Source organism: Burkholderia sp. 9775_39 (assembly GCF_015712225.1).
In the GTDB taxonomy this organism is placed as follows: domain Bacteria; phylum Pseudomonadota; class Gammaproteobacteria; order Burkholderiales; family Burkholderiaceae; genus Burkholderia; species Burkholderia cenocepacia.
The window spans coordinates 80338-94983 of the sequence record NZ_JACCQC010000023.1; the positions used below are offsets into that span (position 1 = coordinate 80338).

At 61.6% G+C, this 14646-nt stretch carries 13 protein-coding genes; 7 read left to right on the top strand and 6 right to left on the bottom strand.

Features of this window, described 5'->3' with window-relative positions; translation table 11 throughout:
* The first annotated feature begins 193 nt into the window (after positions 1–193).
* The 7 genes from H0X90_RS26715 to H0X90_RS26745 all read left to right on the top strand — a co-directional run bounded on the left by H0X90_RS26715 (position 194) and on the right by H0X90_RS26745 (position 6564).
* A complete protein-coding gene (locus H0X90_RS26715; RefSeq protein WP_151062636.1) occupies positions 194–895 on the top strand; it encodes a nuclease-related domain-containing protein in 702 nt (233 codons plus the stop codon).
* 230 nt (positions 896–1125) lie between these two features.
* Positions 1126–2361, top strand: a complete 1236-nt coding sequence (locus H0X90_RS26720; RefSeq protein ID WP_062911814.1) for a hypothetical protein — start codon at positions 1126–1128, stop codon at positions 2359–2361.
* Positions 2362–2413: 52 nt separating this feature from the next.
* A complete protein-coding gene (locus H0X90_RS26725; protein WP_062911813.1) occupies positions 2414–3613 on the top strand; it encodes a FlhC family transcriptional regulator in 1200 nt (399 codons plus the stop codon).
* Positions 3603–3800: a hypothetical protein gene (locus H0X90_RS26730; RefSeq protein WP_062911812.1), complete on the top strand. Its 198-nt coding sequence runs from the start codon at positions 3603–3605 to the stop codon at positions 3798–3800. Before H0X90_RS26725 ends, H0X90_RS26730 begins: the two co-directional genes overlap by 11 nt.
* Before the next feature lie 7 nt (positions 3801–3807).
* The gene (locus H0X90_RS26735) at positions 3808–4173 is read left to right on the top strand and encodes a hypothetical protein (RefSeq protein ID WP_151062638.1); all 366 of its coding nucleotides are present in this window, start codon (positions 3808–3810) and stop codon (positions 4171–4173) included.
* Between the two features lie 222 nt (positions 4174–4395).
* Entirely contained in the window at positions 4396–5409 is a 1014-nt protein-coding gene (locus tag H0X90_RS26740; RefSeq protein ID WP_151062639.1) for a CAP domain-containing protein, read from the top strand.
* Between the two features lie 162 nt (positions 5410–5571).
* Positions 5572–6564, top strand: a complete 993-nt coding sequence (locus H0X90_RS26745; protein ID WP_196438299.1) for an IS5 family transposase — start codon at positions 5572–5574, stop codon at positions 6562–6564.
* A gap of 936 nt (positions 6565–7500) precedes the next feature.
* Here the strand turns inward: H0X90_RS26745 and H0X90_RS26750 are convergent.
* Genes H0X90_RS26750 through H0X90_RS26775 form a run of 6 tightly spaced genes read right to left on the bottom strand, consistent with a single transcriptional unit; the run spans position 7501 to position 14645 of the window.
* Positions 7501–8703 carry a hypothetical protein gene (locus H0X90_RS26750; RefSeq protein ID WP_151062641.1) on the bottom strand — a complete coding sequence of 401 codons (1203 nt, stop codon included), beginning with the start codon at positions 8701–8703 and terminating at the stop codon, positions 7501–7503.
* Positions 8704–8713: 10 nt separating this feature from the next.
* Positions 8714–9307, bottom strand: coding sequence for a type 4 pilus major pilin (locus tag H0X90_RS26755; RefSeq protein ID WP_196438300.1), 594 nt, complete (start codon positions 9305–9307; stop codon positions 8714–8716).
* An 11-nt stretch (positions 9308–9318) separates the two neighbouring features.
* Complete coding sequence (locus tag H0X90_RS26760) at positions 9319–10452, bottom strand: type II secretion system protein (RefSeq protein WP_196438301.1); 1134 nt, start codon at positions 10450–10452, stop codon at positions 9319–9321.
* Positions 10449–12755 carry an ATPase, T2SS/T4P/T4SS family gene (locus H0X90_RS26765; RefSeq protein ID WP_196438302.1) on the bottom strand — a complete coding sequence of 769 codons (2307 nt, stop codon included), beginning with the start codon at positions 12753–12755 and terminating at the stop codon, positions 10449–10451. The genes H0X90_RS26760 and H0X90_RS26765 overlap by 4 nt, the downstream gene beginning before the upstream one ends.
* Entirely contained in the window at positions 12752–13330 is a 579-nt protein-coding gene (locus H0X90_RS26770) for a hypothetical protein (RefSeq protein WP_196438303.1), read from the bottom strand. The genes H0X90_RS26765 and H0X90_RS26770 overlap by 4 nt, the downstream gene beginning before the upstream one ends.
* The gene (locus tag H0X90_RS26775; RefSeq protein WP_196438304.1) at positions 13317–14645 is read right to left on the bottom strand and encodes a hypothetical protein; all 1329 of its coding nucleotides are present in this window, start codon (positions 14643–14645) and stop codon (positions 13317–13319) included. The genes H0X90_RS26770 and H0X90_RS26775 overlap by 14 nt, the downstream gene beginning before the upstream one ends.
* Position 14646: the final 1 nt, after the last annotated feature.

Consider the following 14646-nt stretch of genomic DNA (forward strand, 5'->3'; position numbering starts at 1 on the left):
AAGCCGCACCAACGCACGGTGCACTCGGAATGCTCGCCAATCGCGTACAGCTTTGGCCGAACCGTCCGAACGCAACCGGTTGTGGGGCAAAACCGAGAATGCTCCAGAAAATCGTATAGCTTTCTCCGGAACTTGACTTCGAAAAATCGGAGACAAACTGGACGCGTCACTTCATCAACCGAGGCGCATCCCAATGTTCTGGATTCTCATCGTTGTCGCCAGTGTCTGGGCACTGGTCAAGCACTACGCGAAGGCCCATCCCCGTCGCCAATCGCCTCCCCCGGTTACCAGGAGCCAGGCATCGGGCGATGCTGGCGAGGCGCGCGTGCTCGGCGAGCTGCGCCGCGTCCTGTCGCAGCTCTGCGGCAACGACTTCTACGTCCACCCCACTGCGCTGCTGCTGCTCCACGCGCCTGGCACCGAGTTCCCGACCGCCGAAGTCGACCATCTGGTTGTCACGCCGTTTGGCATCTTCGTGATCGAGACCAAGAACTGGGCCGGCACCATTACGCCTGGCAGCAGCGCCGATACGGTCGTGTGCCACCTGCCGAGCGGCAAGCTCGAGGAACGGCGCTCGCCGATCAGCCAAAACCGGGCCAAGGTTGCCTTCCTCCGCGGCACGTTGCCCTCCGTCTGGAACGTCCAGGGCCTCGGCGTCTTCGCGAACGACAACCGCTCGCTCTCCCCCAACCTGCCGCTTGCGCTCGTCACTCTGCCCGATCTGGGCTACTGGTTGCGTACCCAACGAGATCGCCACGCGAAGTCCGGAAATCCGAACATCAACGTGCGGGCCGCGTGGAGCGTCGTGCGCCGCCTGAGCGTGGACGACCCGACCGGATCGGCGCTATCGGCTCACCGCCATAAAGTTGCCGCAGATTCATCCGTAAACATATGACCACCGGTTTACATTTTCTTACAGTCTGTAACTTCTAGTTTCAGATCGCCGACGCGCGCCATTTGGCGAAAGACACATTGTTTCGTGCAGCTTTCGCCTCTTGGCACTGAAAAGCGCCGCGTAAGCTGGTGCAGGCCGCCAGGTCTCAATTCCGTCGGACGGGGCGTCACCCGATCCGGCAATCCGCCGAACCCGTGCCAGGGAAGGCCCAACCTCTACTGGAGAGCGCTTTGTCCAAAAAGCCGCCGAAGAAGCCCGAAGACGACGAGAACTTCAACCCGACCGTTCCTGACAATGCCACGTCGGCGGACGGCGATCTCGAACTGAAAGCCACGTTCGCGCATGTGCCGGACCAGCTTGAACTCACCACCGCCGCCCGCGAGATGTTCACCGGGCTGCCGGACAGCCTGATTAGAACAATCATTCAGGAAAGTGAGGAAGTCGCCCACTCGACGCGCAAGATCCTGCAGGAGCACATGCGGATCGGTGGCAATTTCGCCCACATCCATGCATCCGTCATCGGCCATTTCGTCAGCACGCAAGGCGACAACCAGAAGGTCAGGAACCGGGCGGCCGAGCTGGTCTACTCTTTCCTCACCAAGGTGTTCCAGAAGTCGAAGTCGTCGGTCAGCCTGTACATCCGTGTCTACAACAAGTTCTCGAGCAACATCGGCGCGGTCGAAATGTTGACGTACAGCGATATGTCGCTGCTGGTGCACAACCACATCGGCGACGACATCATCGAGAAGGTGATCGAAGCGAAGCGCGATGACCCGACGCTCACGAAGAGCGAAGTCAAACAGCTCATCGCGACGCTGGAAGACCAAATCGCCGGAAAGGACAACAGCATCGAGGAGGCAACTTCGCAACTGCATGCCACCATCGGCCGGCTGGACGACGCTCAGAAGGAAATCGACCGCCTGTCGGCCGAACTCAGCAACGTTCGGCAGGAGCAATCTCGCGAGAAAGTGAGAGCCCAGGAGACGCAGGTTTCCCTCGCATCGACCGGCAAACAGGTCGCGACGCTACAACAGACGCTCGCCAACAAAGAGCGCGAGGTCGAGCAGCTCACCGCCGATATCGTCAGGCTCAAGGCGAACCCGGTGAAGACTGAAGTGCCGGTACCGACCCTGCCCGAGTCCTACACGAGCCTTCAGGAAGCGGTAAAGGACAAGCTCGCCGAACACGAGGCCATCGACCTTCAACTTCAACAAGCCAAGGCGGAATTGTCTGACCTCGAGGCACGTGCGAACGAGCAGCGCGCAGCGATCGAAGCGAGCGAGGTGCTCGAAAAGAAGATCCGCGGCCTGATCGACACCTTCAGCTCATTCGTGCAGGACTATCACAGCGCGCAGTTGCTCGCGACAGCAGACGGAAACCCGGCCCGCTTCAAGCCGCTGTTCCAGGCCTTCAGTGACCTGATCGGCAAGTTCCACGGTGAGGTGACGGCGGCCGTACGCGCCTGATTTCGCCCGGGCCACGCTTTATTGTTGTGCAGTAGAAGAGAGACTCAGAAAAATGGACAAGAAAAACTCGCGCGAGACCTACCGTTCGATCGAGCGACTGTACGTACCCAACTGGTTGGCCGAGCGCATCCAGGTGACAAACTTCGACCTCGTCGATCAGATGAGATGGCTGCTCGAAATGAATGGGGATTTCAACGACATCCTCGCCGTCGAGCGCAAAGAGATCGACCACGTCAAACATAACGAGGAGTCGTTGCGCAACCTACTGCGCACGCCGTTCCTGATGGTCGCGCCGACCCTCGAGTCGGTCGAGGACTGGCGCTGCTTCGTCGACGACACCCCCACGACCATCGCGGTCGACCAGCTGATGCGCAAGCTTCCCCCGCTGGACGCGCTCGCGAAGTTCTCTGTCGAACAGCACAACCGGGTCTTCCTTGATCTGGTCACGAGCGTCATTCACCTCAGCGTACTGGCCGCTCCGCTTCTCGGGGTTACGACCGAGGTGGTCGCCTACCTCGCGTCCGTACCGACCTACAAGCTGCGGATCGCACTCGGCCGAATGAACGGACTGCCGCTGTTTCGTTGGCGCTTCAACACGCCGACCTTCTGGTATCAGTTCACCGCCAGTGATCTGACCGACGAGATGGTGGCGCACCAGATCATGGCGACTTCGCCGATCAGGATGAACAGCGCGCCCGGCAAGGCCGGCTGGAGCGAATTGCGCTTGCCCCGCGAGAAGAACGAGACGTACGCACATGCCCTGATGGCATATGGATGCCGCGCGTCCACGGCCGCCAGCCTGTTTCGCCTGAATCAGAACGCGATGCGCCAACGGTATGTCGAAATGCATGGCACCAGCTCACCGTGCGGCAACACGCCGAACTCGCTCAACTGGTTTGTCGAGACGCCGACCAATCGCCTGCACGGCACGATCTTCACGTGGCTGTACCGCGCGGCGCTCGCTTCAGGCGCCAACGCACCGCAAGCGCTGATCGCAACCAACGACGTCTACCAGCAGATCTTCGGTGGCCAACACGCAATCTCCGTCGACCGCGGCTGCAACCTTACGCGGGCGATGGCCGCCGATAACCGGCTCACGATCGCACCGTGCCGGACCTGCCGCACGGAATACATCGTCAGCAACAACGATACCAAGATCGAAATGCACCATAGCTTCGATTGCCCCGCCTGCACGGGACAGCTTGGCGCGAAGCGACGTAGCACCAAGGCGAGGACGCGCAATGGCGAATGACGATAATTGCGCGGCGCCTCACGCCCTTCCGGACTTGCCGGCAAGCCTGATCGTGATCAACGGCGATCGCCGGCCGCAGTTCGCATGGTATGACGCCGAAACCGAGCAGTACTATTCCGAGGCCGACGGGCGCGTCATCGTCGACGTCCAAGCTGCGCTGCCGTGGGCAGCGGTCTATGTTCACTAGAGGGCACATGGACGATCTCGCCTACCTGGTCGCCGAAAGCAACGCCGCGTGGCTCGACGGCCGCGGCGATGGCCGATTCGAGCGCTACGAACGGTTCTATCAAGCGCAGCGGGAGACAAGGGCGGGGTCGTTCGAGCTCGAGCAGATCAATGAGGCTTATCCCGATTGGGTTGGAAGTCAGCCTCCGCCGGTGCTTGGAATGCTGGCCAAACCGTGGTTCGGTAAGGTGCTGGTCGCCCTCACCTGCATGTACGTCGGTGCTGCAGCCGTCCCCGCCGTGTCAATGGCAATCCCGTATAAATCAACCGCGTTGCTGGGCGTGGCGTTCATCGGCCTGCGGATATTCCACTGGAAGCGGCGCAAGTCCCGATGACGGCAGACCTTGACTCCCGCCTGATGGCGGGATTTTTTTGCCGACTCGCCATTAAGTCTGATGAAATTTAACCGTAATTTAGAATTGGCGTTTTTTTGGCTCGCCCAAGCCATTTCGAAAACTGGGCCGTCGGCCACGCGGACTTGACTTCGCGGCCACGTCGGTAGGATGGAATCAAGGGTTCGCGGTGGGCGAGCCCAACAACAATACGAGGACCAACAAATGAAGAAGATCACGACCATCAGTCTTTCCGCACTCGCAGCGGCATCGCTGCTCGCGCTCGCCGCATGCGGCGGCGGTGGCGATGGTGGCAGCACGAACACCGGCTCGACGGGCAACAATCCGAATCCGTCCAACCCCGGCACGCCGTCGACGACGGTCCCGGGCACGGTCGACAGCCCGCAATATGCGGCCGGCAGCGCGCAGCTCGCGGCGCTGAATATGCTGAATCAGTACCGCACGCAATGCGGGTTTCCCGCGCTCAAGCAAAACACCGTGCTTGACCAAGCTGCGCAGGCACATGCCAAGTACATCGGCCTCAACAACGCGGTTACGGATAGTGAGGTGTCGGGCAATGCTGGGTACACTGGCGCAACCTATGCAGATCGGGCAGTCGCCGCAGGATTTCCAGTGGGCGTGATCGGAATCGGGGCGAGCGGAGCGAACGCTGTCTTCACTACCAATTTCAACGCTACTGTTGCCGGTCAGCAGTTTGTCGACTCTCTCTTAGGGGGCGCATATCACGCCGTCGTAGCGACCTTCCCGGTTGATCTCGCGGGCTTTGGCGAATCGGAAACGCAGACCACCTCCGGATCCTACACATTTACTGAGTCGTGGCAATCGGTCAGCATGTATAGCGCCAAAGCGCAAACGCTCCAGGGTGGCCCGAAGACGTTTCCGTGCGATGGCGTAACGGGCGTTCCCTACCGTGGCATCGGCGAAGTCCCTACCCCTCCGAGCGTGTCTTCGTCCGGTTGGGGCACGCCAATCACGGTGATGGGGAACCTCACCGACGTAATCGTTTTGCAATCGGCATCGGTAACCGGATCTTCGGGAGCAGTCGCAATTCAGGTGCTGAATTCCGACTCTGATCCGAATAAACTCGTTGGCAAGTACCAAGCTGTAGCCTATCCGACTTCCCCGTTGCAGCCCAACACCACCTACAACGTGACGCTCAACGGTACAGTGAACGGGACAGCTTTCTCTCGAAGCTTCAGCTTCACGACCGGAGCGTAAGCGTATAACAAGCCTTCGGCTCCAACGAAAAAGCGCCCTCTCGGGCGCTTTCTATTTGTCGAACACTGAGCCTAGGGAAACACTGATTTAATCAGTTCGGTGGTCATCGCTGACGTAGCCGAGGGCGTTGTAAAAGATAGTTCACGGAACGAAGCCACGACGATGAAACGGCAAATGAGCTTTGCGGAAGCGGAAAGCGCGGGCAAGAAGCGCGTGACCAGGCGCCAGCGTTTCCTGGACGAGATGGAGAAGCTGGTGCCGTGGTCGCGGTTGCTGACGGCAATCGAGCCGTACTACCCGAAGGGAGCTCGCGGCCGCCCGCCGATCGGTCTGGAGCGGATGCTTCGAATCTACTTCCTGCAGCAGTGGTACAGCCTGTCGGACGAAGGGCTGGAGGACGCGCTGTATGACAGCATCGCGATGCGGGCCTTCGCCGGGATTGATCTGGCCGTCGAGAACGTGCCGGATGCAACCACGCTGTTGAAGTTCCGGCGCCTGCTGCTCGAGCATGACCTGACGCGCAAGCTGTTCGACGAGATCGGCATCTCGCTGTGCGAACGCGGGCTGATGATGAAGGAAGGCACGCTGGTCGATGCGACGATCATCGAAGCGCCGCCGTCGACCAAGAACGCCGAGAAGCGTCGCGATCCAGACATGCATCAAACGAAGAAAGGCAACGAGTGGCACTTCGGCATGAAGGCGCACATCGGTGTCGATGCTGATTCGGGGCTGGTTCACAGCGTGGTCGGCACGTCTGCCAATGTGTCGGATGTTTCGCAAGCGCACGCGCTGTTGCACGGTCACGAGCAAGAAGCGTTCGGCGACGCGGGCTATATCGGCGTAGACAAGCGCGATGACATGAAGGGCCAGTCGGTGACGTGGCGCGTGGCGGCCAAGCGGGGCAAGATCAAGGCGATGCAGAACGGTCCGCTGAAGGATCTGGTGATCGAGGTCGAGCGAACCAAGGCGCAAATCCGCGCGCGGGTCGAGCATCCGTTTCATGTCGTCAAGAACTTGTTCCGTCATCGCAAGGTGCGCTACAAGGGGCTGCTTAAGAACACGGCGCAACTGTTCAGTCTGTTCGCCCTGGCGAACCTGGTGATCGCGCAACACCGGTTGAGGTTGGTTCATGGGAGCAGTCCGTCATGTGTGTGAAAGATGCGAGAAATGAAGTGCATCCTCGGGACGAACTTCTCCGAATGGGCCGCTTTTCACTTCGGCATCCGGAAATTCCGCACCAGCGTCGCCGACGACCTCGCGCCGTCCGCTATTAATCATCGATTCCCTAGTGGTTGCATTGGCCGTTGGGTGCACCGGTCGGATTGATCCAGAAGTTATCGACGCTCCCCGTCGACCGATTCACATAGCAGAACGCTTCCCACGTGTTGCTCTGGTGGCATGCGAGCTGATACAAGTACCACGGGCCGGTCAATCCGCCATAGAAAACCACATACCGATCCGCGCTGAAGCCGCCGCCATATGGGTAGTTAGGGTTCTTGCCGGGTATGCTGGTCCAGTCCCTCCACTGGTTACTGACTCGGAACGGAGCGTTCTGCGTTATTTGCCCGTCTTGGTTATAAAAATTCGTCTTATCTGCATCGCTCATCCTATAGCCATTCGCTACGGCCGTGCAGACCTGATTTGGATCGACAACTACAGGAGGCGGCGGGGTAATTTTGGTGCATCCTGGCTGAGTCCAACTTGAGCCGGTCCAGGACGACGGCACAGAGGTGTCAAAGCCTGCCGGACACTGCGGCTGAGCCGCATAACTGCACTGTGGTTCAGACCATCGGGCCCCCTGCCAAACTGAGGAGACCACGGTCGTCCAGCCCGCGCCTGTTTGACACTGCGGCTGCGGAATCGCCCCGTTACGCAACGGAGCCGCGCACGTGGAATCCTGATAGCCCGGGGTGCAAGGGATCGGCGCGCATGCCTGCCGCATTCCGATATATGCACCGGCCTTGTCGTAGAACGGATACGACCGAAGACCGAACCCCGGCTGGCACGATCCGTCAGCAAATGCGCTGCTCGCAGCGACGGACATCAGCGCTGCCAATGCCCACTTCATCCAGCTTTTCACTTACCTCTCCCTCAATACGAACAATAAGTTTCGACGACGGCTGTACCGCTGATCCCGTTACCGTTGCCGTCGGTAATGAACACGGTCCAGGGTCCGCTGCCCGAAGCGGAAACATTAACGGTCGCCGTCGGATTTACGTAGAAGCTCACCGGACTGAAGACGATTTGCGGCGTCCCACCGGTAGCGCAATTCGGCGCCGGAACGCCCCAACCGTTCTGGACCATGAAGTACCCGTGCCGGAGCGCTGGCCCACCAATCGGTAACCAGGCGTGATCCTGACACGACAGCATCTGCCCACGACCGTCGCTGTTTTGTGCCATCGCGCCATTTGTCGGACACCACGCGCGCGGCGTTGCAACCGCACCCGGTGTGATCGTCTGCGTCACCTGCAGCTGGCCATTCACGGTGCTGTCGCCTGTCGAGATCGGCGCCGGCGCAGACCCATCCGCGTTCTGCACGACCAGCGTCCCCGGGCTTCGCACCGCGTTGCTGACCGCAACGTTCGACGCAGCAAGCGTCGGCGCGGCGATCGTTCCGGTCGCGTCGATGTTGCCGACGTTGTGCAAATCGACACCGTTGACGTCCTGGCTGCCCGTCCATTTCAGCGAACCGTCGCGCCGGATGAAAACGGCATTCCCGTCCGATGACGGGCCGTTCGTTGCCATCACGATGCCGGCCGGCGCGCCGGGAACGGGATTCGTCGCAGTCCAAGAACCATTCAGCCCCTTGATCGTCGCCGGGTTCTGACTCGTCGAGAACCCGAATCCCGTGCCAGCTGCTTGCGCGACTACCCCCGCGCCGGCCACGTCCGGAGTTCCGCGCCTCGTTACGGGCTGCGACGAATAGAAGACGTAGCTGACCTTGCACGACGTCGTGCTGGTGCCGCAGTCGTCCGGACCAACGCTCATCTGGATCATGTAGGAGCCGCCCCAGAACGGCCCGGCCGCGTAGTCCGCCTTCAGGTATTGACCAGCGCGCAGTTCGGCGAACGTCGGCGGTGTGATCGGCGTGGACTTCCCGCCAACCATCTGTGCCACCAACGTGCCGTACTTGTCCGTCACCCAGTTCGACAAAGCAGTGTTGATCGCCGCCTGGTTCTTGCCTTCGACGCTCAGCACGTCATGCCGGCGCGTCTCGACGTCACGCTGGATGGCTTGCAATGTCATGAGCCCTGCAGCGACCAGCACGACCACGACTTCAATAATGCTGAGCATCGGTCTGTCCTTAGTTGCTCTTCGTCGCGTACATCACAATGCTGGCGGTCGCGCCCGCCGATGAGCACGCCGTGTTCGCAGCGGCCGAGCTATAGGTGGTCGTCGGACTCGAGATCGTCGTGTTGTTCACCTTGACCATCGTGTACGCCGCTGAGACCGTATCGGCCGAAAGCGCACAAACTGTCGCCGGCACGGGATACGTTACGGCAACCGCGTCATTCGTTGCCGTCACCGTTGCAGGCGCTGCTGAAACGCTCCCGCCGAAGAGTCCCGTCAAGGCACCTGACGTCTTGTTCAGGCGTCGACCCGCGGTATCGAATGCTCGCCCCTGCGTAAGCGATTGCATCGTGACGGACGAGAAGTCGATCTCGCTCGCGGTCGCGTCCTGAATGCCGCTCCGGAAGTACTGCGCCTCGCTCTTGAACTGCATCGCATGAATGCGATCCATCACATATCCCCAGCCCATGTAGACGAGAAGCGCGATCAGTGCGCCGCCGGCCATCACGCCTGCGGCCTCGACCAGCGACAGCTCCCCTTTTTGCTTGCGACGGCCCTTCCCGATGTAGGGACGCTTGCGCGGCAGCTGTTTGTTGTTTTCGTTCATGTCGTTGGCTCCTAGAAATTCTGGTTGATAGAGGTCGGCGAGCTATCGAAAGCGACAGCACCCGTTGCGAGATACGATCCGAGGCCGAAGACAAGGAATGCCAGCACCGCCCCAGCGAGTAGCACGTAGTGCGTGATCTTTGCGTTCCGTCGTACCGCTTCGACGACACGCTCGAGCGACGTTTGCCCAAGATCCTTCACCGCCTCGACAAACTGGTCGCGGTCGGCCGCGTCGGTCAGAATGTCGATGGTGGTTTCCGAGAAGATCCCGGTATCGAGCGCGAGCATCGGTTGGTCAGGATTCGCAGTCAGCCGCGCGCTCATCCGGCGCAAGTGCCAACGCATCCACGGGTCAGCCGACTTGGTGAGTTTGTCCAGCGCGGCGCGCAGGGTGAGGCCCGAGTCGAACAATCCCGCCAACGACACAATCAGCAATGCCGCACGCAAATCCCGGCGATTGCGCCACATCAGCGGCATTGCGTCGACGCGGTTCCGAAACTCGCCCGTCCAATGCTTCAGCGTCTGGAAATACCCCACAACCAACCCCACGACGACAGCGGACGTCAGCCACCAGTAGTCGGCGCAAAACGTGTCGAACGCGTAGATGAACTGGCCGAACGCCGACCACTTCTCAAGCGGCTTAACGTCCAGCGTCGCCGGCAGAATGTGCGCGCCGAACAGCACACAAAACGAATAGAGATAGACCAGCAGGAAGGCCGGATACGCCATCTGCAGCGACGTTGTCGCCGACAGTACGCGCTTCGCATGCGCCGCCATCTCGGCCAGTTCCAGCCCTCGAATCGCGGCATCGTCACGGGGCGACTGCCCCGCGAGTTCGAGCAACACGAATTCGTCGTTCGGGATAGACGGCTTGATCGCAGTCGCAAAATCATCACCGGCGCGCATACGCTGGGCGATCTTCTGGAACACCGGCCACGAGAAGTTTTTCCGCGAGCGATGGCGCACCTCGAGCGTCGTCAGCCGTTCGAGCAAGGTCTCGCTGTTGCGCAGCCCCTTCTTGGCGATATCGAGACGAGTCTCCCGGAAGAACATTTCTCGCATTGCCCGGAATCGAAGCGTCGCGAGGCGCAGTCGCTCTTTCGCCGGAAGCACGACGAAAACGGAATAGATGAGCGACTTGATCACGATGGCACTGCCCCGCCTGCGTCTGGCATCACTCGGTAGGCGTCGAATGAGCACATCGACTCGTCAATGAATCGCGGATCGATCAGGCCGCGCGACGCCTTGAACAGCGCGTGCTCGTAGACGGTCTTGCCCGTCATGTCGGCGTCTGCGAAATCGCTCTTTCGGCTGCTGCGCCACACCTGCTCGGCGCCCCGCCAATCGCGCGCGGAAACACGCTCGAGGAACTCGGGCGAAGGTCGGTACAGTTCCATCGCGAGCGTCTGCCCCTTGATGCCCGCCGCTACTTTTCCAGTACGCGTGAACAGACCCGGACGGCGGCAGTGCTCGCACCCGTCCTCGTCCCGGCACGCCATGCTGGACGTGTCCAGGCCGAACTTGCGCTCCAGCGTCGCGATCTGCTGCGGCGACAGCACGTCGCGCGCCGGTCGCTTGCAGTGCGGGCAAAGAACCGGGATCAACTTCTGGTTGCCGACCGCATTCAGGAAACTACCGGACGCCACCTCGTCCATTGGCAGCTTGAGCCGGCCACCGACCAATCGCATCACCGCGCCGAGGATGCTGTTTCCGTGCAGCGTCGTACGAACCGGGTGGCCGGTCAGCGCGAGCTCGGCGACCAAACCGGCAAGGACAGAGTCGCGCACTTCGCCGATCGTCAGGTCGTCGGGATCCATTCGCATCAGCGTGCGAACGACTTCGACGATCTTTCGGTTGGCGTCCTCTTCCGTTTCGTTCGGCCGGCGCTGGATCGAAATGTCCGACAGCCACGGCGCGGGAACCTCGGACGGCTCGTTGACCGCGAACTGCTTGATGCGGTCACGATTCGGCACGAGATAGGACATCGCGCGCAGCAATGTCGTCTTCGCTGACCCGGTTTCGCCGGTCAGGAACGTGGCGCCGCCGGTTACCTTGCCGAGACTCTCAAGGATCTCCAGTTGGCTCACCTCCAGGCCCATCTCCTGCGGAAGCAGCACCTTCACGTGTTTGAAGTTGCCGTCCAGCAAGCGCAGCGCGACGTCGAACCCGCCGACAAGCGGCGCGCTCTGCCAACGGATATTGACGAGGCTCATATGCGCAACCAGCGGAATCATCGCGGACTGCGGCGCCGATGGCTGGAACGTCTCGCCGGAGTTGGTGTTGCGTTGTACGAGATCCTGATAGGTCGCCGAGAGTGCCCGGCGCACCAGCGCCTTCGGCATCTTCCGGTAGGAATACATTTCTCCGTCGACGCGCAAACGCAGCTCGACGTCTTCTGCGTATTCCCGGTACTCGTAGTGAACGTCTCCCGCGCCGTACGCCGTCGCCGCCTCGATCACATCCCGGAACGCGCCGATGGCCCGGGACGACTCCGGTACGCTGGACGTCGCCCGCTGCTTTTCCGATTTGTAGAGCGCCGCAATCACTTCCTCGTCAGCGACCATCTCTTCGTGCACGGAAATATCCGCGCGCGCGAGGTCCTTCAGATAGGTCGCGTACAACTGGCTTTCGTGGAAGCGCTGCGTCGACACAACGATCGAGATTCCTGCCTGCAGCTCGACCGCAATGAACTCGCGGCGTGCCGATTCGCTGACGGCCAGCGCAGCGTTTTCATCGCGCTGGCACAACACCCGTTTGAACGTCAGCGCGTCTGCATGCACCAGACGCGGCCGACCCGTCTCGATCGAAACCTCCGGCGCCTCGGTCACGTCCGTGCCGATTCGGCGCACCGTCGGCGGGTCGTCGTATCCAGCCGGACGCGACGATGCGGTTTCGCGCCCATTCACTGCGTCCGCGTCCTGCGACTCGGACCGCTCGGGCACACGTGCTGCCTCATGCGCCGCGGCATCCGCCCGCGCAGCCGCCGGGCCCGCCTCGGGTTCCGACGAAACTGCCGTGTCGGCCTTCATCTCGAACGTCGAAGGCGGAATATCGGAACTCGCGGTCGTACGCATGTCGTCGGGCGTGGCACTCCCAACATCGTGAGCCGGCGGAACATCGACGGCGGCAGCACGCGGCGACGCAGTGTCCTCCTCGAACACCGGCACGTCTTCGATTTCATCCTGCGCGCGACGCAGCCTCATGCCCATCGTCATCGGTTGACCGTGATTCGCCTGCCGCGGGTTCACCGGTTTGCTCGTCGTTTTGAAACGCGGTTCGCGCGGGCGGTCGACTTCAGCGGCTGATTCGCCGCCATCCACCGGCTCTCGACCGACGATCGGCATCGCACTCGACGAGCTATCGGTAAAGCCCGCTTTGAATGCCTTGAGCCGGCCGAGCAAACCGCGCTTCTCCGGCTCCTGCGACTCCATCTCCGCAAAGAGGCTCATTGCGTGCCTCCGAGCGGGATACCCGGCAACGGCGCGCCGGCTGGCAACGGCGAACCCAGATCCACGAGCGAACGAACGGCGTTCGTTGCCGGAGACTGGATCGGCGCGGCACCGCGAATCGGCTCTTTCCACGTCCGCTTGCCTTCGGCCACGGTGACCGCGTAGCCGTCGACGCTCTTGACGCTCCAGCCGTTGAGCAACGTTGCACCGACCCGCGCCGGGTAGATCGCATCGCGGAACGAGTACAGGACATGGGCTCCGGTCTCGTCGTTGAACGCACCAAGGAACAAAACCGGCTCGGCATGCGCACGCGGCGGGCGGAGCGGTTTCTCTACCGGCTTCGGCTGAGCGTCAGCTGTCACACCGCTCGCGACGATGCCCGGCTGCGACTGCGACATGGCACCGGGCGGCAACATACCAACGCTGGGCGCACCCCCACCCAGTTGGCGGGCGAGATTCGCGCGCGCCAGTTGGTCAATGTCGTCGATCGACAGGCTGGCGCCAACGGGTCCGGCATGAGCGGACGCGGCAATGCCAACGCCCGCCGCGATGAGTGCGTGCTTAATCGAAAACATAGTATTTACCCTTCGCGGTGAAGTGAACGCCATACGACGATTCGCCCGTTTCCCTGTTGGGGGTCGCTGTCGCACCTTCATTAAGACGCAGGTCGACCGTCAGCGATTCGATCGTCATGTTCGGCGGCAGCTTGGCGAGCAGCGGTGATTGCCAGCGAAAACCTTCGATCGTCCAACCACCCTGTTTGAGCAACGGCCCGACACGCCCTCCTTCAACGGCGCCAGGTACCGCAATCAGAGACCGCGGTTCATCGAGCGTGACGACGTAGCCATAGGCGCGAAGCTCCAGGGTCTTGGACGACATGCGTTGCGGTGGCGTCTGGAGCATGTCGATAAACGCCTGCAAAGCGGGCCAATTCTTCGACTCACTCTCCTTCAGGGACACGACCTTCGGAACAGCCGGGCCTCGCCACTCGAGCGAAAGGCCGTCACGCGCGAACGTCACCGGACGCATGTCCGCAGTCGCTGCCTGTGCGAACCCAGCGAAGGTCCCCCCATTCCGGCGAAACTTCATCGTGCAGAACCCGGACGACGGACAGGTCGCCTCCTGGAACAACCACCCCTTGATGACCGTTTCCTTACCGCCAACGGCCGCGAGCAACGCAGGCGCGAGCTCGGATGCTCGCGGTTGCACGCGCGCGAACGCCTCTTGAACCGCCGTCGCGTACTGTTCGGCGAAGGTTGGAGCACGGGGCGGCGGCGGAGGCGGGGACAGCACATCCATCAGCTTGGGAACGCCGAACAACCCGCCGATCACGATCGCGATGACCGGAACCAGGGTCGGCACGGACATCGGCAGCTTCGTGACGCGACCGACCTTGCCGTTCGCGAGCAGCTCGCTCGCCTGGAACGGCTCATCAACGTCGCCGATCCGATCGCCCGTACCGAGCGTGTCGAGCTTCAGATTGCCTCTCAGGCATTCCTGCTCGATCTCCAAACGCCGCGATTGCGCCGCCTCGGGGGACAGCACTTCGTCGTTTCGCACCGCGCCACGCACCACGAAGATCAGGTAGATGCGTGGGCCGTCCTGCAGCAGGACCAGCGTCGCGGCGCGGCTCTTGATGCGCTCATGGAGGGCTACGCGCGCCGCACCCGAGTACAGGCGAGAACCTTTCACGTCGGGGGTATCCGGCATCGCAAAGCCGCCGATCAGGTCGGTACCAACTTTGAACTCGACGTAGTGCGTCGCGCCGAAGGCATCCGCATAGCGCCGGCGTTCGGCCTTTCCGCCCTTTACCGGGTAGGCCCGCCAGTCGATGCCGAACACAAGGCGTGCGCGCTTGTCGGTCGGCAGGGGTTCCGTGATGTGCATCATG